At 68.2% G+C, this 23338-nt stretch carries 18 protein-coding genes and 2 pseudogenes; 12 read left to right on the forward strand and 8 right to left on the reverse strand.

The features are described 5' to 3' along the window. Together A5704_RS01260 and A5704_RS01265 are read left to right on the forward strand one after the other, a co-directional pair. Positions 1–1297 (forward strand): FAD-binding protein (locus A5704_RS01260; protein WP_067887019.1); only part of this gene is annotated, 1297 nt, incomplete at its 5' end. Further along, a complete protein-coding gene (locus A5704_RS01265; protein WP_067752035.1) occupies positions 1297–2097 on the forward strand; it encodes a succinate dehydrogenase iron-sulfur subunit in 801 nt (266 codons plus the stop codon). The genes A5704_RS01260 and A5704_RS01265, both read left to right, overlap by 1 nt. Here the strand turns inward: A5704_RS01265 and A5704_RS01270 are convergent, their stop codons facing one another. After that, the gene (locus A5704_RS01270) at positions 2098–3174 is read right to left on the reverse strand and encodes a diguanylate cyclase (protein WP_067783896.1); all 1077 of its coding nucleotides are present in this window, start codon (positions 3172–3174) and stop codon (positions 2098–2100) included. It lies immediately after the preceding gene. A gap of 92 nt (positions 3175–3266) precedes the next feature. Here A5704_RS01270 and A5704_RS28140 point away from each other — a divergent pair. The 4 genes and pseudogenes from A5704_RS28140 to A5704_RS01290 all read left to right on the forward strand — a co-directional run. After that, positions 3267–3891 (forward strand): annotated as a pseudogene (locus A5704_RS28140) (carboxymuconolactone decarboxylase family protein); the annotation flags it as partial. Beyond that, positions 3888–4529: an aspartate/glutamate racemase family protein gene (locus tag A5704_RS28675; protein ID WP_255396401.1), complete on the forward strand. Its 642-nt coding sequence runs from the start codon at positions 3888–3890 to the stop codon at positions 4527–4529. The pseudogene A5704_RS28140 and the gene A5704_RS28675, both read left to right, overlap by 4 nt. A gap of 329 nt (positions 4530–4858) precedes the next feature. After that, complete coding sequence (locus tag A5704_RS01285; RefSeq protein WP_067887022.1) at positions 4859–6163, forward strand: esterase family protein; 1305 nt, start codon at positions 4859–4861, stop codon at positions 6161–6163. Continuing rightward, positions 6160–8763 (forward strand): bifunctional lysylphosphatidylglycerol flippase/synthetase MprF, encoded by a 2604-nt coding sequence (locus tag A5704_RS01290; protein ID WP_067887025.1) that lies wholly within the window; start codon positions 6160–6162, stop codon positions 8761–8763. The genes A5704_RS01285 and A5704_RS01290 overlap by 4 nt, the downstream gene beginning before the upstream one ends. Positions 8764–8783: 20 nt before the next feature. On the opposite strand, the gene A5704_RS01295 is transcribed toward A5704_RS01290, so the two are convergent. Beyond that, complete coding sequence (locus A5704_RS01295) at positions 8784–9686, reverse strand: sigma-70 family RNA polymerase sigma factor (RefSeq protein ID WP_067887028.1); 903 nt, start codon at positions 9684–9686, stop codon at positions 8784–8786. 120 nt (positions 9687–9806) lie between these two features. Between A5704_RS01295 and A5704_RS01300 the strand changes: the two are divergent. Continuing rightward, positions 9807–11168: pseudogene (locus A5704_RS01300) on the forward strand (aspartate aminotransferase family protein); the annotation flags it as partial. On the opposite strand, the gene A5704_RS01305 reads toward A5704_RS01300, so the two are convergent. After that, the gene (locus tag A5704_RS01305; RefSeq protein ID WP_067751965.1) at positions 11165–11389 is read right to left on the reverse strand and encodes a hypothetical protein; all 225 of its coding nucleotides are present in this window, start codon (positions 11387–11389) and stop codon (positions 11165–11167) included. The pseudogene A5704_RS01300 and the gene A5704_RS01305 overlap by 4 nt on opposite strands. A 227-nt stretch (positions 11390–11616) precedes the next feature. Between A5704_RS01305 and A5704_RS01310 the strand changes: the two genes are divergently transcribed. From A5704_RS01310 to nagA, 4 genes are all read left to right on the forward strand, one after another. Beyond that, on the forward strand, positions 11617–12858 hold the full coding sequence (locus A5704_RS01310) for a D-alanyl-D-alanine carboxypeptidase family protein (RefSeq protein WP_067751927.1): 1242 nt from the start codon (positions 11617–11619) through the stop codon (positions 12856–12858). A 32-nt stretch (positions 12859–12890) separates the two neighbouring features. Beyond that, positions 12891–13229: a hypothetical protein gene (locus tag A5704_RS01315; RefSeq protein ID WP_067751930.1), complete on the forward strand. Its 339-nt coding sequence runs from the start codon at positions 12891–12893 to the stop codon at positions 13227–13229. 66 nt (positions 13230–13295) lie between these two features. Continuing rightward, entirely contained in the window at positions 13296–14645 is a 1350-nt protein-coding gene (locus tag A5704_RS01320; RefSeq protein ID WP_067778842.1) for a sugar porter family MFS transporter, read from the forward strand. Further along, on the forward strand, positions 14636–15769 hold the full coding sequence (gene nagA, locus A5704_RS01325) for an N-acetylglucosamine-6-phosphate deacetylase (protein ID WP_067778839.1): 1134 nt from the start codon (positions 14636–14638) through the stop codon (positions 15767–15769). Before A5704_RS01320 ends, nagA begins: the two co-directional genes overlap by 10 nt. Here nagA and yhjD (A5704_RS01330) read toward each other — a convergent pair. From yhjD (A5704_RS01330) to trpS, 3 genes are read right to left on the reverse strand one after another with little or no spacing between them, the layout of a single operon-like run. Next, positions 15766–16794, reverse strand: coding sequence for an inner membrane protein YhjD (yhjD, locus tag A5704_RS01330; protein ID WP_067751939.1), 1029 nt, complete (start codon positions 16792–16794; stop codon positions 15766–15768). The two genes, nagA and yhjD (A5704_RS01330), sit on opposite strands and share 4 nt — an antisense overlap. Continuing rightward, complete coding sequence (gene yhjD / locus A5704_RS01335) at positions 16791–17777, reverse strand: inner membrane protein YhjD (protein WP_067778837.1); 987 nt, start codon at positions 17775–17777, stop codon at positions 16791–16793. Before yhjD (A5704_RS01335) ends, yhjD (A5704_RS01330) begins: the two co-directional genes overlap by 4 nt. Positions 17778–17784: 7 nt before the next feature. Further along, on the reverse strand, positions 17785–18804 hold the full coding sequence (gene trpS, locus A5704_RS01340; protein WP_067751945.1) for a tryptophan--tRNA ligase: 1020 nt from the start codon (positions 18802–18804) through the stop codon (positions 17785–17787). A 246-nt stretch (positions 18805–19050) separates the two neighbouring features. Between trpS and A5704_RS01345 the strand changes: the two genes are divergently transcribed. After that, positions 19051–19848: an alpha/beta fold hydrolase gene (locus tag A5704_RS01345; RefSeq protein WP_067751968.1), complete on the forward strand. Its 798-nt coding sequence runs from the start codon at positions 19051–19053 to the stop codon at positions 19846–19848. Here the strand turns inward: A5704_RS01345 and A5704_RS01350 are convergent. Next, positions 19841–21067, reverse strand: a complete 1227-nt coding sequence (locus A5704_RS01350) for an NADP-dependent isocitrate dehydrogenase (RefSeq protein WP_067751948.1) — start codon at positions 21065–21067, stop codon at positions 19841–19843. The two genes, A5704_RS01345 and A5704_RS01350, sit on opposite strands and share 8 nt — an antisense overlap. A 33-nt stretch (positions 21068–21100) precedes the next feature. Then, positions 21101–23338: an NADP-dependent isocitrate dehydrogenase gene (locus A5704_RS01355; RefSeq protein WP_067751951.1), complete on the reverse strand. Its 2238-nt coding sequence runs from the start codon at positions 23336–23338 to the stop codon at positions 21101–21103.

Genomic DNA, 23338 nt, shown 5'->3' on the forward strand with positions numbered 1-23338 from the left:
GCAGGACGTGCAGTTCTTCAACGAGTTCTACGCACTGGACCTGGTTCTGACGCAGACGCCGAGCGGCCCGGTCGCCACCGGCGTGGTGGCCTACGAGCTGGCCACCGGTGAGATCCACGTCTTCCACGCCAAGGCCGTGGTGCTGGCGACCGGCGGCTCGGGCCGGATGTACAAGACCACCTCCAACGCGCACACGCTCACCGGCGACGGCATCGGCATCGTGTTCCGCAAGGGACTTCCGTTGGAGGACATGGAGTTTCACCAGTTCCATCCCACCGGCCTGGCGGGGCTGGGCATCCTGATCTCCGAGGCGGTGCGCGGCGAGGGCGGGCGACTGCTCAACGGCGAGGGCGAGCGCTTCATGGAGCGCTACGCGCCGACCATCGTCGACCTGGCGCCCCGCGACATCGTCGCCCGCTCAATGGTTTTGGAGGTGCTGGAGGGCCGCGGCGCCGGCCCGCACAAGGACTACGTCTACATCGACGTGCGCCACCTCGGCGAGGACGTGCTCGAGGCCAAGCTGCCCGACATCACCGAGTTCGCCCGCACCTACCTGGGCGTCGACCCGGTGCACGAGCTGGTCCCCGTATACCCGACGTGTCACTACGTCATGGGCGGCATCCCCACCACCGTCACCGGACAGGTGTTGCGGGACAACACGTCCACGGTGCCGGGCCTGTACGCGGCCGGCGAGTGCGCGTGTGTGTCGGTGCACGGCGCCAACCGGCTGGGCACCAATTCGCTGTTGGACATCAACGTGTTCGGCCGTCGGGCCGGGATAGCCGCCGCGGACTACGCCGACGGGCACGACTTCGTCGACATGCCGCCCAACCCGGAGGCGATGGTCGTCGGCTGGGTCGGTGACATCTTGAGCGAGCACGGCAACGAGCGGGTGGCCGACATCCGCGGCGCGCTGCAGCAGTCGATGGACAACAACGCCGCCGTGTTCCGCACCGAGGAGACGCTCAAGCAGGCGCTGACCGACATCCACGCGCTCAAGGAGCGGTACTCGCGAATCACGGTGCACGACAAGGGAAAGCGGTTCAATAGCGACCTGCTGGAGGCCATCGAACTGGGCTTCCTGCTGGAGCTGGCCGAGGTCACCGTGGTCGGCGCGCTGAACCGCAAGGAGTCCCGCGGCGGGCACGCCCGGGAGGACTACCCGAACCGCGACGACGTGAACTACATGCGCCACACCATGGCCTACAAGCAGGGCAGCGACCTGCTGAGCGACATCGCGCTGGACTTCAAGCCCGTCGTGCAGACCCGCTACGAACCGAAGGAACGGAAGTACTGATGACCGACACGGTCGAGGCAGACATCGAGCGGGGACCCGAGCCGCCACTACCGCCGATCCCCGATGGCGCGGTCCTGGTGACCGTGAAGATCGCCCGGTTCAACCCCGACAACCCCGACGCCTTCGCGGAAACCGGTGGCTGGCAAAGCTTTCGGGTGCCCTGCCTGCCCAGCGACCGGCTGCTGAACCTGTTGATCTACATCAAGAGCTACCTGGACGGGACGCTCACCTTCCGGCGCTCCTGCGCCCACGGCGTGTGCGGTTCGGACGCCATGCGCATCAACGGCGTCAACCGGCTGGCCTGCAAGGTGCTGATGCGCGACCTGCTGCCCGAGAAGAAGGGCAAGCAACTCACCATCACGGTCGAACCGATCCGTGGGCTGCCGGTGGAAAAAGACCTGGTGGTCAACATGGAGCCGTTCTTCGACGCCTACCGCGCCGTCAAGCCCTACCTGGTCACCAGCGGCAATCCCCCTACGCGCGAACGCATTCAGAGCCCCACCGACCGCGCCCGCTACGACGACACCACCAAGTGCATCCTGTGCGCGGCCTGCACCACCAGTTGCCCGATCTTCTGGCATGAGGGCAGCTACTACGGCCCGGCGGCGATCGTCAACGCGCACCGGTTCATCTTCGACAGCCGCGACGAGGCCGCCGCCGAGCGCCTGGACATCCTCAACGAGGTCGACGGCGTGTGGCGCTGCCGCACCACGTTCAACTGCACCGAGGCCTGCCCGCGCGGCATCCAGATCACCAAGGCGATCCAAGAGGTCAAGCGCGCGCTGATGTTCACCCGCTGATCATCTGCGCGGGTCGCACAGCTCGTGATGATTGCTTCGGTTGCCGCCCAACCGCTTGGCCTCATACATCGCGGTGTCGGCGGCGGTGACCAACTCGGCCAGCAGCGATTGCGGTTCGGCTCCAGTGTCGTCGATCTGGGCGCAGGCGGTGCCGATGCTGGCCGTCACCCCCGCGGCCGACGCGGCGATGACCCGACACACCTGCGTGGCCAACGATTCGGCGTTGCAGGTCTTGGCGGTGCCGACCAGCAGGAATTCCTCACCGCCGCTGCGCGCCACCACCGCCTGGTCGTCGCAAGCGGCCAACAGGGCCTGGGCGACTTGAACGAGCGCCCGGTCCCCGGCGGCGTGACCGAGCCTGTCGTTGATCGCTTTGAAATGGTCGAGGTCGATCAGCATGACCACCAGGTGGGAGTCGATGCCCCGGCGCGCCACGATCATCCCGAGCGCCTCGTGCTGGAATGCGCGCCTGTTCAGCAGGCCGGTCAACGGATCCCGGTCGGCCTGCAGCAGATCTCCGGTCAAGGCGCGCATCAGGATCCGGATGGCCAGCGGTAGCGCGATGTTGACTTCGATCACCAGCCACAGATCCACCCCGGCGAGGCTGGGATGCCCGGATCTCGCGAGCGACAACGCCTCCCAGGATCCCACCGCGGCGGCCACCGCGAAGTTGTACAGCACCAATCCGGTGGTGTGAAAGAACGCCATGTAGGCGCCGAAGGTCGCAAAGGCGATGCAGCCGATCAGCGCGGCCAGCGGGTTCGGATGCGCGAGGCACGCCAGCGCGCTGGCGGTGTTGCACGTCAGGCCGAACGCGATGGACTGGCCGCGAGTCGGCCAGCGCCACGCCCACAGGAACACCCCCGCCACCCCGCCCGCGACGGCCACCCACATCATCGCCACCGGTACCGATCCGCGGGGACCGTCCGAGCCGGCCAGCAGGGCGATCAGGCACAACACCATCGATGCCGAAATGAACGCCATCACGGCCCGAGTGGCGCCGCTGAGGCCTCGCGAAGCGAGGTAGCCGGAGAGCCAGTCGTACTGATCGGCCCGCCGGCTAGACACCGCGGTCATCGTTGACTCGCAATCACACCACCGCTCATCGACGTCGAAAGGCTAGCCGCATGCTACGACTCTCCGGCGCCACGCGAGGCGCATTCCGTCCGTCACACTTTGGCGGCCCATCCCGTCTTCAGGGGTATGACACAGAGAACCCGCATCGAGCCCCTGTCCCCCCGGCGCGCCGGCCTGCTGACCCGCGCGATGTACCGGATCGCCAAGCGGCGCTACGGCCAGGTCCCCGAACCGTTCACCGTGACGGCCCACCACCGCAAGCTGATGGTCGCCGGCGCCGTGCACGAGACGATGATCGACCGGGCGTCCAAGGCGCTGCCGGTCGGCGTGCGTGAGCTGGCGGTGTTGTGGACCGCGCGCAGCATCGGCTGTTCGTGGTGCGTCGACTTCGGGTCCATGCTGCAGCGCCTCGACGGCCTGGACATCGAACGGCTCAAAGACATCGACAACTACGCCAGCTCACCACTTTTCACCGACGACGAGCGCGCCGCGATCCGCTATGCCGACGCGATGAGCACCGATCCGCACGCCGTCACCGACGAGCAGGTCGCCGACCTGCGCGCCCGGTTCGGCGATGCCGGCGTGATCGAGTTGACCTACCAGATCGGCGTGGAGAACATGCGGGCCCGGATGAACACCGCGCTGGGCATCACCGAGCAGGGCTTCAGTTCCGGCGACGCCTGCCGCGTGCCCTGGGCGGACGAAGTCGGGGGATAGCATCCCCCGATCGCCGGAAACGGACGTCTCGATCGCTCGCCGGCAGCGGCGCGGACGTGATCGCCCTCGCATGCAACGCCACCACGATCGAACGCGCGGCGGGCGCACCGGCATGCGTCGGGATGGTCGAGGCGACGGCTCGGACGCTGCGACGGCTCGACGTCCGCCGGGTCGGCCTGCTCGCGTCGAGCATCATGGTGTCGTCCGCGGCCTACGAGCGCGGCCTGGCCGAGGTGGGCATCACCGTCGTGGCGCCGGCCCCGTGCGATCAGGAGATCATCGACCGGTTCATCGAATCGCTTCGGCGGTCCCGGACTCCGATCCCCGTCCCGGGGCAATTCCTCCGGGCGATCGCCGCGATCGGCGACGACGTGGACGCGCTGCTGCTGGACTGCAATGAGCTCTTCGGTGTCGTCGACGCCGAGATGGCCGGCAAGCCCGTCGTCGACAGCGTGACCGCGCTGGTCGAGGAATCCGCACGCTTGTTGGTGAATCCGGTCGCCCCCACCCCCGCGGTGACCGACATTGAATCCATTGCCGCTAAACGCCCGTCCCACCGCTGGTCGCTATCGCGTTGGCGGCCACGCCGGCCGCAGCCCAGCGCCGGCGAACTCGTTCGCCTCGGCGATATCCCCTAGGGCGCAAGTCTTTTCGTTGCACACGCCGATCGCGAAAATCACATCGGCGTGTCTTGACGCCGGTCGTCGCCGACGGCGGCCTCAGCAACCGCCGCCGTCCGGTCGGTGCGACATTGAAGGCATCAGCGCCCACCGCAACGTTGTTCGCGCGCGAAAAGAGCGGCGGGTGAATCTTTTCGCAGAGATCCGAAAACCGCTCGAACGTCGTGATATACAGCGATTACTCCTGGGCTCGTCGCTAGTCACTACGGGATCGGCCACGGCGGACCGGGGGCCGGCTTGCCGGCGCATACAGGTTGCGGAACTGGTGCGAAGCCAAACGGAGGGGTATGAAGTCACCCTTGGACTGGTCGCTGATCGACTTCCCGGCGCAGGCGCTGATCGCGGTCTCGGTGGTCGGCCTCGTGGTCGCGCTGCTGTGGCGGCGCGAGCGCCGGTGGTGGCTACGGGCGGTGCCGCTGTGCGTGGCTATCGCGGCGGCGGTCGCGGCAGCCTGCTATTTCATAGTGAACTACCGCTGGCATCCCTACCCCGACATCATCCCGTGGACTCTGTTCGCGTGGGGCGGGCTCGCCGCCCTGGTGTCGTGCCTGTCGGCCGTCAGGATGCGTCGGTCCGGCTGGCCGGCACGCGCGCTGATGGTGCTGGGCGTGCTGTGGTCGGTGGTCGTGATCGCCGCGCAGGCCAACATCCACTACGCGGCGTTCACCACCGCACGCAAGCTGGTCAACCCGCTGCTGCACCCAGTCGGCGACCTGTCCTCGGTCACGCCGAGCCAGGCCAGCGCGGTGCGCGCCTCGGCGGGCGGCACCCTCGAACAGCTGTGGCAGCCGCCGGCGAACATGCCCACGGACGGCAAGGTGGTGAAGGCGTCGATTCCGGCTTCGGGAGGGTTCACCCCGCGTGAGGCGCTGATCTACCTGCCCCCGGCATACCTGGCGACGCCGCGGCCCGAATTGCCGGTGCTCGTGGTCATTCCCGGCGACCCGGGGGCGCCGCGCGACTGGATCGACAAGGTGCACATCGACGACGCGCTCGGCCAGTTCGCCGCGCAGCACAAGGGGCTGGCCCCGGTGGTGGTGATGGCCGACCAACAGGGCGTCGCGGAAAACAATCCCAGCTGCGTCGACTCCGCCTGGGGCAGGCCGCAGACCTACCTCGCCGAGGACCTTCCGCGCTGGGTGTCGGCGAACCTGCAAGTGAGCCGGGACCACCGGCAGTGGGGCGTCGGCGGCCTGTCGTCGGGAGGAACCTGCTCGCTGCTGGTGGCCCTTCGCGCCCCCGAGACCTTTCCGAACCTGGTGGACATGTCCGGGCAGCGCGAGCCGATCCTGACCAGCCACGCCGAAATCGTCGCCAAGTTGTTCAACGGCGACGAGGCCGCCTACAACAACGTCACACCGAAGGACATCATGGCCAAGCGGCAGTATCCCGACACCAACGCGCTGATCACGGCGGGCTCCGACGACCGGGTCTACAACCCCCAGCAGCGGGAGATCTACGAGGCCTGCCGGCAGGCCGGCATGAAGGCGCAGTGGCAGGAATTTCCCGGGGGGCACACCTTCGCCGTGTTCCGGGCCTCGTTCGAAGCGGCGATTCCCTGGCTGGCGACGCGCACGGGGCTGACCCAATGACCGCCGCGGTGCTCGACGCACCGACCGCGGTGCTCGACAAGCGCGCCGTCGTGCAGCACAACGCGCGGCGGGCGCTCGCGCTGCTGCGGCAGTCGCCGGTAACCGTCGGGCTGGTCGTCGCGCTGTGGGTGCTCGGCGCGATCACCCACGCGTGGTCGGTGTGGTCGAACAACACCGAGAACTCGCCGGGCATGCCCCACGGCCTCGTTTCGAAAGTCGCCGTCGGCACGTCCCAGCTGGAGCGCGGCTTCTGGTGGACCCCGTTCACCGCCGGGCTGTGGAACGTGTCGCTGGCCGCCTACGTGGTCGCCACGCTGTTCACCCTGGCCGTGGGCGTTTCCGCCGAACGGTTGCTCGGTCCTCGCCGGACCGCGCTGTTCCTGGTGACCGGCCAGGTGCTGAGCAGCCTGCTCGGCGTCGGTGCCGTCGCGCTGCTGGCACACACCGGTGACTCGTGGTTGACCAACCTCGACAAGGAGGTCGCGGTCGGCACCACGCCGGCGCTGGTCTGCCTCGCCGTGGTGATGACGTTCAAGCTGTCGGCGCTCTGGCGACGCCGGCTGCGATTGGTGATGTTCAGCGGCGTAGTGGTGTTCGCGCTGTATTCGGGCACCCTGCTCGACGTCTTGCGGGTTTTCGGCGCGGTGGTCGGACTGCTGCTGGGCTGGCTGCTCTACCGCTCGGAAGCGCGCGCCGCCGTCTCGCCGCCCTCACGCTCGGAGTCCAGGGTGCTGGTGGGCACCGTGGTCGCGGCCACGGCGTTCGGCCCGCTGCTGACCCTGCTCGGTTCCACCGGCGCCTGGCTCGCCTACCCCGGCTACGGCCCGCTGCGGATCTTGCAATCGCTGTTCGCCTCGCCCGCCGAGGACAGCGAGCGCATGCATCAGCTGTGCGCCGACCCCGGGTTGAGTGAAGCGTGCCGGCTGGCGGTCTCGCAGACCTTGGGGACGGGTGTGGGCTCGGCGATCACCTCGGTGGGCCCGGCGCTGCTGTTGCTGGCGGCCGCGGTCGGGTTGCGCCGCGGGCGCCGCTTCGCGTGGTGGCTGGCGCTACTGCTCAACGCCGCCCTGGTCGCGGGCAGCGCCTGGTTCGCCGTGCTGTGGACCCGCGATGCGGCCGACGCGGGATCCGTCGTGCACGACGCGGACGACACCTATTCGTTCGCCCACGACACGTTGATTCTCATCGCGCCGATCGTGGTCCCCTGCCTGATGATCGCGTTGTTGCTGTTCACCCGGCCGTTGTTCACGGTGACCGCACCACGGGCCACCTATCTGCGGCTGGGGCTGGGTCTGGCCGCCACCGCCGCGCTCACCGCCGGCGGCTACCTGTTGATCGCCTATTGGGAGCGCAAGGAATTCGACCCCCCGCCCAACCTTTCTCAGCTGATCTCCGATCTGCCGACCCGCTATCTGCCGCCGGCCTACGAACTGGCGCACAGCGCAAAGTTCCTGCCCAACAGCGGGCTTGCGCTGCTGGCATGGGAGTTCTGCGGCGCCGTGTTCTGGGTGATGCTGCTGGCCGGCCTGCTGGTCAGCTTCTGGCGGGCCAGCGTCGTCGTCGACGACGAGGCACGGACCCGGGCGCGGAACCTGATGGTGGCCAACAGCGGATCGTCGCTGGCCTACATGAGCACCTGGCCGGGCAACGTGTACTGGTTCACCGAGGACGGGCACGCGGCATTCGCCTACCGCGTTGTCGCCGCCGTGGCGCTGACCACCGGGGGCCCGCTGGGCGATCCGGGTGCGCGGGCGGACGCGCTACGTGGCTTCGAGCGGTTCTGCGACCGCAACGGCTGGACGGCGTGCATGTACAGCATCACCGAGGACGTCCGCGACCGCGCGGTGGAGCTGGGGTGGTACGCGGTGCAGGTGGCCGAGGACACCGTGGTGCCGTTGGCCGAGCTGGAGTTCAAAGGCAAGAAGTGGCAAGACATTCGCACCGCGCTGAACAAGGCGGCCAAAGAGGGCATCCGCGCCGAGTGGACGAGCTACCCGGAGGCGCCGCTGTCGATACGCGACCAGGTGCGGGTGATCTCCGAGGAGTGGGTGGCCGACAAGGGCATGCCCGAGATGGGTTGGACGCTGGGCGGTTTGGACGAGCTCGACGACCCGACCGTGCGCTGCCTGATCGCCGTGGACGAGCAGTGGATCGTGCACGGCATCACCAGCTGGTTGCCGGTCTACCGGGACGGGCAAACGGTCGGCTGGACGCTGGACTTCATGCGCAGGCGAGGCAGCAGTCCCTTCAAGGGCGTGATGGAGTTCTTGATTGCCTCTGCGGCACAGAGCTTTCGGGAGGAGGGCGCGGAGTTCCTCAGCCTCTCCGGGGCCCCGCTGGCCCGGCTGGCGCGGGGCAACGAGGTCACGGCGCTCGACCGCATCCTCGATGTCACCGGCAAAGCGCTCGAGCCGGTGTACGGGTTTCGCTCGCTGCTCAGCTTCAAGGCCAAGTTCCAGCCCGAGTACCGGCCCCTGTACATGGCCTACCGTGACCCGTCGACGCTGCCCGCGATCGCCAACGCGATCAGCCGCGCTTACCTACCGCACCTCACCGCGCGCCAGGGGATTCGGCTGGCGCGCAAGCTCGCCCGAAGATAGTCACGCCCGCTGGTCGGGTGTCAGGGCCGGCGCAGCGGAGAGCCGCCGAACTTGTCCGGGTTGGCGATATCCCAGAGCGCGCTGACCTTTCCGTCGCGCACCGTCACCGCCATGATCCGCGGCAACATCTCCCGATACCCGTCGGCAGCAGCGCGGCCGGCGGTGTAGATGCCGAGCTCGCCGTTGACCAGCCCCAGCTCGTACGAGGTGAACATCCCCGGGCCGTACCGCTGCGCCAGGCCCAGCATGAACCGGACCACCTTGTCCGGGCCGCGGATGGTCTGAACGGCCGTGGGCGCCTTGCCGTTCGAATCGCCGGTGAAGGTGACATCGGGATGCAGCAGCGAGACCACGGTGTCCAGGTCGCCGGCGGCCATCGCGGCCATCAGCCGGCCGACCACCTCGTCGTGCGAGGGGTCGGGCCTGGGCGGCGGGGCCGCGCTGACGGCCTTGCGGGCCCGCGACGCCAGCTGCCTCGCGGCGGCCTCGCTGATGCCGAGCACCTCGGCGATCTCCGCGAACGGCACCGCGAACCCGTCGTGCAGCACGAAGGCCACCCGCTGATCGGGCGACAGCCGCTCCAGCACCACCATCGCCGCGAACCGGGCGTCCTCGCGGGAAACGACCGCCGAGAGCGGGTCCGCCCGGTCGAAGCCGGTCACCACCGGCTCCGGCAGCCAGTTCCCGGTGTAGGTCTCGCGCCGGTGCGCGGCCGAGCGCAACTTGTCCAGGCCCAGCCGGCTCACCACCGTGGTCAGCCAGGCCCGCAGGTCGGTGATTTCGGCACCCTGCCGGTCCCAGCGCAGCCACGCCTCCTGCACGATGTCCTCGGCGTCGGCGACCGTGCCGGTGAGCCGGTAGGCGACCGCCATCAGGTGGGGTCGCAGGGCTTCGAATTGTGAGACCTGTTCGGTCCCGGTCATATCGCGAGCCTAGCGCGGCGACGGCGAGCGCCGAAACGGCGCGAGTAAGGAGCCACGCCATCAAATCCAGCGCGGCGACGGCGAGCGCCGAAACGGCGCGAGTAAGGAGCCACGCCATCAGAGCCGGCGGCTAGTCTCACAGACACCATGACAGAGCACCTGTGGCTGCACTTCGCCCGGCACGGCGCCGGCATCACGCCGCCCATCATCGTCCGCGGCGAGGGCGTGACCATCTTCGACGACCGGGGCAAAAGCTACCTCGACGCGCTGTCGGGGCTGTTCACCGTTCAGGTCGGCCACGGTCGCACCGAACTCGCCGAGGTCGCCGCCCGGCAGGCGAGCACACTGGCGTACTTCCCGCTTTGGGGCTATGCCACCCCGACCGCAATCGAGCTCGCCGAGCGCCTCGCAGGCTATGCCCCGGGCGGGCTCAACCGGGTGTTCTTCACCACCGGCGGGACGGAGGCCGTGGAGACCGCGTGGAAACTGGCCAAGCAGTATTTCAAGCTGACCGGCAAACCCGGTAAGCACAAGGTGATTTCGCGGTCGATCGCCTACCACGGCACCACCCAGGGAGCCCTGGCGATCACCGGCCTGCCCGCGTACAAGGCGCCCTTCGAACCCGTGACACCGGGTGGCTTCCGGGTGCCCAACACGAACTTCTACCGCGCGCCCGAGCCGTTTGCCAACGACCCCAAGGGCTTCGGGCGGTGGGCCGCCGACCGGATCGCGGAGGCCATCGAGTTCGAGGGCCCCGAGACCGTCGCCGCGGTGTTCCTGGAGCCGGTGCAGAACGCGGGCGGCGCCATTCCCCCTCCGCCGGGCTATTTCGAGCGGGTGCGCGAAATCTGCGACTCCTACGACGTGCTGCTGGTGTCCGACGAGGTGATCTGCGCGTTCGGCCGGATCGGGTCGATGTTCGCCTGCGACGACCTCGGTTACGTGCCCGACATGATCACTTGCGCCAAGGGCCTGACGTCGGGCTACTCGCCGCTGGGCGCGATGATCGCCGACGAGCGGCTGTTCGAACCGTTCAACGACGGCGCCACCGTCTTCCCGCACGGCTATACCTTTGGCGGACATCCGGTTTCGACGGCAGTGGGGCTGGCCAACCTCGACATCTTCGAGCGTGAGGGCCTCAACGACCACGTCAGGAAGCACGCGTCGGCCTTCCGCGCCACGCTGGAGAAGCTCTACGACCTGCCCATCGTCGGCGACGTCCGCGGCGAGGGGTTCTTCTACGGCATCGAGCTGGTGAAGGACAAGGCGACCAAGGAAACGTTCAGCGCGCAAGAGTGCGAACGGGTGCTGCACGGCTTCGTGTCGCCGGCGCTCTTCGAGGCGGGCCTGTACTGCCGCGCCGACGATCGCGGCGATCCGGTGGTTCAGGTGGCGCCGCCGCTGATCAGCGGTCAGGCCGAATTCGACACCATCGAATCCATCCTGCGCGGCGTGCTCGGCGAGGTGCCTGGAAAGCTTTAGACGCGCTTCACCGCGTCGGCGGCGATCAGCACCTCACGCGAATGCGCGGCGTTCGGGTTGCTGACCATCCGCGACACCGCGTTGCACAGCCAGGTGAGCGCCTCGCGCAGGCCGGCGTCGGGCGTCGCGTCTCGATGGTGCTGCAGTTCGATCAGCACACTTTCCAGGCCGGAGCGCCGGACCTGCGACGCCTTCTCGACCTCCCTGAGCAGTTGTTGCAGCGACCGCGGAGCGTCGCTCTTGCGCCGCCGACGAAACGAGAATCGATCGTTGGGAATGTCTTGGCCCTCGCGGTTCGGCGGAAGATTCGGCGCCGCCACGGTGGCGGCATGCTCAGCGTAGTGGCTCCCCCGCGTTGCCGCCGCCCGACGGCGTCGCAACTTCCGTCTCACCAGTCACAGCGCGGCTCCCTCGAATCGCGCCCGCGATCGCCTAATGTGCACAGGCAATGGACTTCCTACGCCCCGCGTCATGCCTGGCAGCGGCCCTTTTCGTGGCCGCCGCTCCGGTTGCCGTCGCCGCGCCGATCGCGAGTGCCGAGCCCGGCGCCGAGCCCAACGCCGCCACCGCCAACTGCCCCTTCAAGGTGAACACCCCGCCCGCGGTCGACTCGTCGGAGGTCCCGCAAGCCGGTGATCCGCCGATCCCGCTGGCCGTGCCGCCGAAGCCGGTTGGCGGCGAGGCGCTGAGCAGCTGCGGCATCGTCGCCGCGCCCGATACGCCACCGCTGCCGACCGACGTCTCCGCCGACGCGTGGCTGGTGGCGGACCTGGACAGCGGCGCGGTGGTCGCGGCCAAGGACCCGCACGGCCGGCACCGGCCCGCCAGCATCATCAAGGTGCTGATCGCGATGGCGTCCATCAACGCGCTCAACCTGAACAAGTCGGTGCCCGGCACCGCCGACGACGCGGCCGCCGAGGGCACCAAGGTCGGCGTCGAGGAAGGCGGGGTCTTCACCGTCAACCAGTTGCTGCACGGCCTGCTGATGCACTCCGGGAACGACGCCGCGCACGCGCTGGCCATGCAGCTCGGCGGCATGCAGCAAGCCGTGGAGAAGATCAACGTGCTGGCCGCCAAGCTCGGCGGCAAGGACACCCGGGTGGCCACGCCGTCGGGGCTGGACGGGCCCGGCATGAGCACGTCGGCCTACGACATCGGCCTGTTCTACCGCTACGCCTGGCAGAACCCGACCTTCGCCGACATCGTCGCGACGCGGACGTTCGACTTCCCCGGCCACGGCGACCATCCCGGCTACGAACTGGAGAACGACAACCAGCTGCTCTACAAGTACCCGGGCGCCTTGGGCGGCAAGACCGGCTACACCGACGACGCCGGCCAGACGTTCGTGGGCGCCGCCAACCACAACGGGCGACGCTTGATGGCGGTGTTGCTGCACGGGACGCGGGTGCCGATCGCCCCGTGGGAGCAGGCCGCGCACCTGCTGGACTACGGCTTCAGCACGCCACAGGGCACCCAGGTCGGCAACCTCATCGAACCCGACCCCTCGCTGGCGCCCGCCAAACGCGACAGCGCCGCCGACCGGCAGGCCAACGGCGCCGAGGCAGCCGGGCTGATTCCCTCCGCGGACGCGCTGCCGATCCGGGTGGGCGTCGCCGTCATCGGAACGATCATCGTGTTCAGTCTGATCATGGTGGCGCGCGCGATGAACCGCCGGCCACAGCATCGTTGACCGTAGAAGTTTGCTGTGGCACCGTCTTGCGGATGAGCGAAGCCCTGTATGAGGACCCCGGCCTCCGGCTCGACGAGGACGGCATCACCATCCGGCGCTACTACTTCCCGTTTGCCAACCCGAAGCGCATCCCGTACGGCAGGATCCAGGGCGTCAAGGCCGAGCAGATGACGTGGAACAGCGGCAAAGGCCGGATCTGGGGCGCGGGCGACCCGCGGTACTGGTTCCCGCTGGACGTCCGCCGGGGCCGCAAGCGAACGCTTCTGGTGCTCCACCTCGGACGCCGGGTGCGCCCGTGCATCAGCCCCGACGACCCCGAGCGTGTCATCGAGGTGCTGCGCGATCGGCTGCGGACTGCGAAGTCCCCATAGCGATTAGCTGACAGCGCCGACGGCGAGTGCGTCGATCCCGTCGGCGGCGACACTAAACTCACCCAGATGACCAACGCCCGGCGCGGCCTGGCGGTCGCGCTGACCGCCGCGAGCGTGGGCCTGATCTACGGCTACGACCTGTCCATCATCGCCGGCGCGCAGCTGTACGTCACCGAGGACTTCGGGCTGTCCACGCGGCAACAAGAACTGCTGACGACGATGGTGGTGATCGGGCAGATCGCCGGGGCGCTCGGCGCGGGCGTGCTGGCGAACGCGATCGGGCGGAAGAAGTCGGTGGTGCTGCTCCTGGTCGCCTACGCGGTGTTCGCTCTGCTGGGCGCGCTGTCGGTGTCCCTGCCGATGCTGTTGACGGCCCGGCTCCTGTTGGGCCTGACGCTGGGCGTGGCGGTGGTGGTGGTGCCGGTGTACGTGGCGGAGTCCGCCCCGACCGCGGTGCGCGGCTCGCTGCTGACGGCCTACCAGCTTGCCATCGTCAGCGGGCTCATCGTCGGCTACCTGACCGGCTACCTGCTGGCCGGGTCGCACAGCTGGCGCTGGATGCTGGGACTGGCCGCCGTGCCCGCCATCGTGTTGCTGCCGTTGCTGATTCGCGCGCCCGACACGGCGCGGTGGTACGTGCTCAAGGGCCGCCTCGAGGAGGCCCGCCGGGCGCTGCTGCGCGTGGAGCCCAACGCCCGCGTCGACGAGGAACTCGCCGAGATCGGCCGCGCGCTCGGCGAGGGCTCCCGCGGTCACAAGGGCGGCTGGTCGGAGATGCTGCGGCCGCCGTATTCGCGCGCCACCGCTTTCGTGATCACGCTCGGCTTTCTGATCCAGATCACCGGCATCAACGCGATCATCTATTACAGCCCGCGGATCTTCCAGGCCATGGGCTTCACCGGAAATTTCGCGCTGCTGGCGCTGCCGGCCCTGGTTCAGGTCGCCGGGCTGGCGGCCGTGGGCGCGTCGCTGCTGCTGGTCGACCGGCTGGGCCGGCGCCCAATCCTGTTGTCCGGCATCGCCATGATGATCGCCGCCGACGTCGTGCTGATGGCCGTGTTCGGGCGGGGCATCGGCGGCGCGGTCCTCGGATTCGCCGGCATCGTGCTGTTCATCTTCGGCTACACGATGGGCTTCGGCTCCCTGGGCTGGGTGTACGCCAGCGAGAGCTTCCCGTCCCGGCTGCGCTCCATCGGGTCGAGCACGATGCTGACCTCGAACCTGGTGGCCAACGCGATCGTCGCCGCCGTCTTCCTCACCATGCTCCATTCCCTCGGCGGCGCGGGAACTTTCGCGGTGTTCGCGTCCCTGGCTGCGGTCGCGTTCGTCGTGGTCTACCGGTACGCGCCGGAGACCAAGGGCCGCCAACTCGAGGAGATCCGCTACTTCTGGGAAAACGGCGGCCGATGGGACTGATCGCCGCGGGCACGATGGTGCTCGACGGATGGGTCCGCCGGCCGGGATGGCTCGAGACGGACGGGCCGCGGATCGTGGCGTGCGGCGCCGGGGCCCCGCCCCGCCCGGCCGACGACGCCTTCCCCGATGGGGCCGTGGTCCCCGGTTTCATCGACATGCACGTGCACGGCGGCGGCGGGGCGTCCTACACCGACGGCCCCACCGACGGCGAGGGCATCGCCGGTGCGGCGGAATTCCACCTGCGGCACGGCACCACGACCACGCTCGCCAGCCTGGTGAGCACCTCGCCGGCGGAGTTGCTCGCCGGCGTGCGCGCGCTGGCCGAAGCCGCCCGGCACGGGATCGTCGCGGGCATCCACCTGGAGGGGCCGTGGCTGAGCCGGGCCCGCTGCGGGGCGCACGACCCCGCGCTCCTGCGCGCCCCGGATCCGGCGGAGGTCGACGCCGCGCTGGCCGCGGGCGGCGGCGCGATCCGGATGGTCACGCTCGCCCCGGAGCTGCCCGGCGCCGACGAAGCGATCCGCCGCTTCCGCGACGCCGGAGTCGTTGTGGCGGTGGGGCATACGGACGCCACCTACGAGCAGGTCGAACGCGCCATCGCGCAGGGCGCCACGGTCGGCACCCACCTGTTCAACGCGATGCCGCCACTGCACCATCGCGAGCCCGGGCCGGCGCTCGCCCTGCTCCGGGACCCGGGGGTCACCGTCGAGCTGATCGCCGACGGCGTGCACGTGCACCCGGCCGTCGTGGACGCGGTGATCGCGGCCGCGGGGCCCGACCGGGTCGCCCTTGTCACCGACGCCATCGCCGCGGCCGGCCGTGGGGACGGGCCGTTTCGCCTCGGCGCGGTGGCCGTCGACGTCGTCTCGGGGGTGGCACGGGTGCGGGGGACGTCGACGATCGCGGGCAGCACCGCCACGATGGACGCGCTCTTTCGCAACGTCAACGCCGGTGCGGGGCTGGCCGCCGCGGCGCTGACGACCTCGGGTACCCCGGCGCGGGCGCTCGGCCTCGAGCGGATCGGCTTCCTGCGCTCCGGCTATGACGCGAATCTGGTTGTGCTGGACGGTGATCTGCGGGTTACGGCGGTCATGGTCGCCGGCCGTTGGCGGGTAGGCCGCTAACGAAGCCGCCGGGTGATGCGGGAAAGGGCCAGCGCCCCAACGGCTCCCATCGCCATCGCGGTCAACGTCTGGCGCGTGCCGATGCCGTCGTCGAGCTGCACACGGGGGGCGATGATCGCCGGCGCGGGAGGGGCGACGTGGCGGGTGCGCGGGTGACCGGAGGCCGTCGCCGCCCACGCCGTGCAGAAGAGCACCAGGTATGAGGTGACGTAGGCGAACACCATCAGACCCAGCACCGGGCCGAACGTCGCGCCCGCGGGGCTGCGCAGCACCGCCCGCAGGTACAGCGATCCCACCTGTTTGAAGATCTCGAACCCGACCGCCGCCATCAGCGCGGCCCGCATCGAATCGGTCAGGCTGACCTTCTCGCGCGGCAGCCGGGCGATCATCCAGGCGAACAACAACCACGACACCGCCGTCGAGATCACGATCGACAGCAGCCAGAAGAACCAGTCGAACACCACGAGTTGCGGTATGCCGAGCCATTTGAGCAACGCCGCCAACGGCGCGTCATGGCCAATGGTGGTCAGGCCGACGGTGGCCACGATCACCGCGAACGTCCCGAGCATGGCCAACAGATCGGAGAACTTGTTGTGGACGAAGCCGGGCGACTCGATGCGCTCGTCCCACCACATCTCCGTCAGCGCCTGCCGCAGATGCGATATCCAGCCCAGGCCCGCCCAGACGGCGGTGGCCAGGCCGATGACACCCACCGACGTGCGCGCGGCGATCGCGGAGTTCATCAGATCCAGCAGCTGGTCCCCCAGCGCGCCGGTGACCTGGGACCGGATATGGTCGTCGATCGTCTTCAGCAGCTCCGGGCGCCGGGCCAGGATGAACCCGAAGGCCGCGAAACCCACCATCAGCAAAGGGAATAACGCGAAGATCGTGTAATAGGTGAGGCCGGCCGCGAAGAACCCCCCGTTGCGGTCGTCGAAGCGCTGGTAGGCGCGGATGACGTGGTCGAGCCAGCCGTGCCGGGCCCGCAACCGGTCGAGGATTCCGGGCTTTGCAGGTTCGGTCATGAGGAGTTCTTACCCCGCGCCACCGCAGGGATCCCAGCTTGTGGCGGCGCGTCGGCGGCCGGCTGCACCCCCGGGGCGATGATCCCCGGCGGGTCTGCCTGCCGGGCGCGGGGGCCGTCCCACGCCGTCGCGGCCCAGGCGGTACTGAACAGCACCAAGAGCCAGGTGACGTACGCGAACGCCAACAAACCCAGCACCGGACCGAAGGTGGCCCCGGCGGCGCTGCGCAGCACGATCTTCAGGTAGAGCGATCCCAACAGCTTGAACAACTCGAACCCGGCGGCCGCAATCAAGCCGGCCTCCATCGACGTGACGATGCCGACCGACTCGCGCGGCAATCGCACGATCACCCAGCTGAACACCAGCCACGACACCGCGAACGCCGTCAGCACCGAAATAACTCGGAATACCCAGTGAAACACCGAAAGTTCCGGTATACCAAGCAATTTCAGCGCAGCTCGCATTGGCTTCTCGTGTCCCAGCGCGGACAGTCCCATGGTGATCACGACCACTACCAACGTCCCCACCACGGCGGCCAGATCGGACAGTATCGTGCGGACGAAACCCACGGAGTCCACTGGGTGCTCCCATATTCGGCCCAGCGCCTCCCGGAGGCGATACATCCACGTTTGGCCCAGCCAGGCCGCGACTACCAACCCGATCACACCAACGGATGCACGGGCCGCGATCGCCGAATGGATCAGGTTGACCAGGTGCTGCCCCAACTCGGGGGACACCCAGGACCGGACGTGTTCGTCGATCGTGCCCAGTAGCTCAGGATGACGCGACAATCCGAAGCTACCCAGCGCGAAACCGACCATCAGCAAGGGAAATAACGCGATAAGCGTGTAGTAGGTGAGGCCGGCCGCAAGCAGGTTGCCACTGCAATCCCTGAAGTGAAAAAAGGCGCGGATGACGTGGTCGAGCCAGCCGTGCCGGGCCCGCAGCCGACCGAGGAGGCCTGCCTTGGCCGGCTCGCTCATGGTGAACTCATCCTCGCTGCGGAAGGAACCCTAACCGATCGTAGACCCGCCGAACGGTCTTGCCTGCGACATCCTCGGCGCGCTCGGCCCCGACCGCGAGCACGCCCTCCAATTCGGCTGGGTCGGCCAGCAATTCGTCGACGCGCGCCTTGATCGGGCTGACGAACTCGACGACCGCCTCGGCGGTGTCCTTCTTCAGGTCGCCGTAACCCCGTCCTGCGTAACCCTCGACGAGCTTGTCGATGGCCACGCCGGTGACCGCCGACTGGATGGTCAGCAGGTTCGACACGCCCGCCTTGGCCTCGGTGTCGAAGCGGATCTCGCGCTCGCTGTCGGTGACCGCCGAACGAATCTTCTTCGCGGACGCGGCGGGGTCGTCGAGCAGGTTGATCAAGCCGGCGTCGGTGGCCGCGGACTTGCTCATCTTCGACGTCGGGTCCTGCAAGTCGTAGATCTTGGCGGTGACCTTGGGGATCAGCAGATCGGGCACCACGAAGGTGTCGGGGAACCGGCTGTTGAACCGCTGCGCCACGTCGCGCGCCAGCTCCAGATGCTGGCGCTGGTCCTCGCCCACCGGAACCAGTTCGGCGTCGTAGGCCAGGACGTCGGCGGCCTGCAGCACCGGATAGGTGAACAGGCCCACGGTGGTGGAGTCGCCGCCCTGGCGGGCCGACTTGTCCTTGAACTGCGTCATCCGCGACGCCTGCCCGAACCCGGTGAAGCAGCCCAGCACCCAGGCCAGCTGAGAGTGGGCGGGCACGTGGCTCTGCACGAAGATGGTGCTGCGGGCGGGGTCGATGCCCAGCGCCAGATACTGGGCCGCCGTCACCAGGGTCCGGCGGCGCAGCGCCTCGGGGTCCTGGGGAATGGTGATGGCGTGCAGGTCGACGACGCAGAAGAAGCACTCGTGTTGGTCCTGCAGCGCGACCCACTGGGTGATGGCACCCAACGCGTTCCCGAGGTGGAGCGAGTCGGAGGTGGGCTGCACGCCGGAGAAAATCCGGCCGGATCCGGTAGCGGTGCTCATGATGCACCGATCTTTTCACGCGGGTCTTGCCGGGCATGCGCCGCCGCCGAGTGCGCGGCTGGCTTCACCCTCGCCGCCGAGTATGCGGCCAGCCGCACACTCGCGAGCGCGCGGCGCCCGGCCGGCCGGGCGCTCGCTTGCGGTACCGGCGGTACCGCATTTAATGTCGGCGGTATGGGGAGCAAGAGGATCAACAGCAACACGGGGACGCGGCCACCGATCCATCTCGGCTCGGGCGAGCCGGTCCTGCTGCTGCACCCGTTCCTGCTGTCCCAGGCGGTCTGGGAGGACGTCGCCCGGCGGCTGGCCGACACCGGACGGTACGAGGTGTTCGCCCCGACGATGGCCGGCCACAACGGCGGCCCCTCCGCGGGGACCTGGTTCCTGTCCTCGGCGGTCCTGGCCGACCACGTGGAACAGCAGATGGACGAGCTGGGCTGGGACACCGCCCACATCGTGGGCAACTCGCTGGGTGGCTGGGTCGCGTTCGAACTCGAGCGGCGCGGGCGGGCGCGCAGCGTCATGGGCATCGCCCCGGCCGGTGGGTGGACGCGTTGGAGCCCGGCGAAGTTCGAGGTGATCGCCAAGTTCATCCTGGGCATTCCGCTGCTGGTGCTGGCCTGGCTGTTCGGCCCGAAGGTGATGCGCCTGCCGTTCAGCCGCCAGCTGGCCACCTACGCGATCAGCGCGCGGCCCGACGGGGTCACCGACGAGCAGCTGCTCGGCTGCATCGACGACGTCGCCCACTGCCCCGCCTACTTCCAGCTGCTGGTCAAGTCGCTGCTGCTGCACGGCCTGCAGGAGCTGGCCGAGAACGCCGTCCCGGCGCACCTGGTGATCTGCGAAAAGGACCGGATCGTGCCCGCCCCCCGGTTCAGCAGGCATTTCACCACCCACCTGCCCGACGACCACCAGGTCACCGAGCTCGACGGCGTGGGGCACATCCCGATGTTCGAGGCGCCGGACCGCGTCGCGGGACTGGTCATCGCGTTCCTCGACGAGTGCAACGCGGCGAGCCGCGGCGCCAACCCGTCGGCTAGCTGACCAGCTTCTTTTCCAGGTTCTCGGCGATCGAGTTGAGGAACTCCTCGCTCTGCTGCCATTCCTGCTTGGGGCCGATGAGGATGGCCAGGTCCTTGGTCATCTTCCCGCTCTCGACCGTGGAGACCACCACGTCCTCGAGCGTCTGCGCGAACTCGATCACCTCGGGGGTGTCGTCCAGCTTGCCGCGGTGCGCCAACCCGCGCGTCCAGGCGAAGATCGAGGCGATCGGGTTCGTCGAGGTCGGCTTGCCGGCCTGATACTGGCGGAAGTGCCGGGTGACGGTGCCGTGCGCGGCCTCGGCCTCGACCGTCTTGCCGTCGGCGGTCATCAGCACCGACGTCATCAGCCCCAGTGAGCCGTAGCCCTGCGCGACGAGGTCGGACTGGACGTCGCCGTCGTAGTTCTTGCAGGCCCACACGTACCCGCCCTCCCACTTGAGGCAGGCGGCCACCATGTCGTCGATCAGCCGGTGCTCGTAGGTCAACCCCTCGGCCTCGAACTTGTCCTTGAACTCCTCGTCGTAGATGCGCTGGAACTCGTCCTTGAACATGCCGTCGTAGGCCTTGAGGATGGTGTTCTTCGTGGACAGGTACACCGGCCACTTGGCGTTCAGGCCGTACGAAAGGGAGGCGCGGGCGAAGTCGCGGACGGATTCCTTGAAGTTGTACATCCCCATCACGACGCCGCCGTCGTCGGGAATGGACACCACCTCGTGCACCATCGGCTCGCTGCCGTCGGACGGCGTGAACGTGATCGACACGGTGCCGGGTTTGTCGACCTTGAAGTTGGTCGCCCGGTACTGGTCGCCGAACGCATGCCGGCCGATGACGATCGGCTTGGTCCAGCCGGGCACCAGGCGCGGCACGTTGGAGATCACGATGGGCTCGCGGAAGATGGTGCCGCCCAGGATGTTCCGGATCGTGCCGTTGGGCGACAGCCACATCTTCTTCAGGTTGAACTCGGAGACACGGGCCTCGTCGGGGGTGATGGTCGCGCACTTGACGCCCACGCCGTGCCTCTTGATGGCGTACGCGGCGTCGATGGTCACCTGGTCGTTGGTGCGGTCGCGGTTCTCGATGCCGAGGTCGTAGTAGTCCAGGTTGATGTCCAGGTGCGGCAAGATAAGCAGGTCTTTGATGAACTTCCAGATGACGCGGGTCATCTCGTCACCATCGAGCTCTACAACCGGGCCCTTGACCTTGATCTTGTCGGTGGACATCGGGTCAACTCCCTATCTAGCGGCCCTTGAAGCTTACGAGCTTTGCGAAGCGGCCAGCGCTTCATTCAACGTCTTGCTCGGCCGCATCACCGCCGTCGTCTTCTCGCTGTCCGGGTAGTAGTAACCACCGATGTCGACGGTCTCGCCCTGTGCCTTGGCGAGTTCGGCCACGATGGTGTCCTCGTTGCGGCCCAACTCGTCGGCCAGCGCGGCGAAGTGCTCGCGCAGCTCCTCGTCGTCGGATTGCGCGAGTTCCTGCGCCCAGTACAGCGCCAGGTAGAACTGGCTGCCACGGTTGTCGAGCTCCCCGGCCTTGCGCGACGGGCTCTTGTTGTTCTCCAGCAGCTTGCCGATCGCGGCGTCCAGCGTCTTGCCGAGGATCTTGGCGCGCTCGTTGTCGGTCTTGATGCCGATGTCTTCGAAACAGGCTCCCAGAGCAAGGAATTCACCGAGGGAATCCCAGCGCAGGTGGTTCTCCTCGAGCAGCTGATGGACGTGCTTGGGCGCCGAACCGCCCGCCCCGGTTTCGTACATGCCGCCGCCGGCCATCAGCGGCACGATCGACAGCATCTTGGCGCTGGTGCCCAGCTCCAGAATGGGGAACAGGTCGGTGAGGTAGTCGCGCAGGATGTTTCCGGTCGCGGCGATGGTGTCCTGCCCGCGCATCGCGCGCTCCAGCGTGTACCGCATGGCCCACACCTGCGGCATGATGTTGATGTCCAGGCCCTCGGTGTCGAGTTCCTTCAGGTACGCCTTGACTTTTTTGCGCAGCTCCACCTCGTGCGGCCGTTCCGTGTCCAGCCAGAACACCACCGTCATGCCGGAGTTGCGCGCCCGGGTGACGGCCAGCTTGACCCAGTCCCGGATCGCCTCGTCGGTGACGATCGGCATCCGCCAGATGTCGCCCTCCTCCACGTTCTGGCTGAGCAGCACCTCCCCGGTGTCGAGGTCGACGATGTTGGCGACGCCGTCTTCGGGGATCTCGAAAGTCTTGTCGTGCGAGCCGTACTCCTCGGCCTGCTGCGCCATCAAACCGACGTTGGGGACGGTGCCCATCGTCGTCGGATCGAACTGGCCGTGGGTTTTGCAGAAATTGATGATCTCTTGGTAGATCCGGGAGAAGGTCGACTCGGGGTTGACGGCCTTGGTGTCCTTCTGCCGCCCGTCGGCGCCCCACATCTTGCCGCCCGCGCGGATCATCGCCGGCATCGACGCGTCCACGATCACGTCGCTGGGCGAATGAAAGTTGGTGATGCCCTTGGCCGAATCGACCATCGCCAGTTCCGGACGGTGTTCGTGGCAGGCGTGCAGGTCGCGGATGATCTCCTCGTGCAGCGACGCGGGCAGCGACTCGATCTTGTTGTAGAGGTCGACCAATCCGTTGTTGACGTTGACACCGAGCTCGTCGAAGAGCTCCTGGTGCTTGGCGAACGCGTCCTTGTAGAAGACCTTGACGGCGTGGCCGAACACGATCGGGTGCGAGACCTTCATCATCGTCGCCTTGACGTGCAGCGAGAACATCACGCCGGTCTCGTAGGCGTCCTGCATCTGTTCCTCGTAGAACTCGACCAGGGCCTTCTTGCTCATGAACATGGAGTCGATGACGTCGCCGTCGCGCAGCTCCACCTTGGGCTTGAGCTCGAGGGTCTTCCCGCTCTTGGTCTCCAGCACCATCTTCACGTTGCGGTCGCGGTCCAGCGTCATCGACTTCTCGCCGTGATAGAAGTCGCCGTGCCGCATGGTGGCGACGTGGGTGCGCGAAGCCGGCGACCACGCCCCCATGCTGTGGGGGTGCTTGCGCGCGTACTCCTTCACCGCCTTCGGCGCGCGGCGGTCCGAGTTGCCTTGCCGCAGAACCGGGTTGACCGCACTGCCCAGGCACTTGCCGTAGCGGGCGCGGATTTCGGAGTCCTCGTCGGTCTTCGGGCTCTGCGGGAAGTCCGGGATCTTGTATCCCTTGTCCTGCAGCTCCTTGACGGCGGCGATCAGCTGGGGCACCGAGGCGCTGATGTTCGGCAGCTTGATGATGTTGGTGTCTGGCAGCTTCGTCAGCTCGCCCAGCTCGCAGAGGTTGTCCGGAACCCGCTGCTCTTCGGTCAAATCGTCGGGAAACTCGGCGAGGATCCGGGCGGCCACGGAGATGTCACTGGTCTTGATCTCGATGCCCGCCGGCTCGGCGAAGGCGCGCACGATCGGCAGGAAGGCGTAGGTCGCCAGCAACGGCGCTTCGTCGGTCAGTGTGTAGATGACGGTCGGCTGTTCGGCGCTCAC

Source organism: Mycobacterium sp. E735 (assembly GCF_001666955.1).
Classification (GTDB): domain Bacteria; phylum Actinomycetota; class Actinomycetes; order Mycobacteriales; family Mycobacteriaceae; genus Mycobacterium.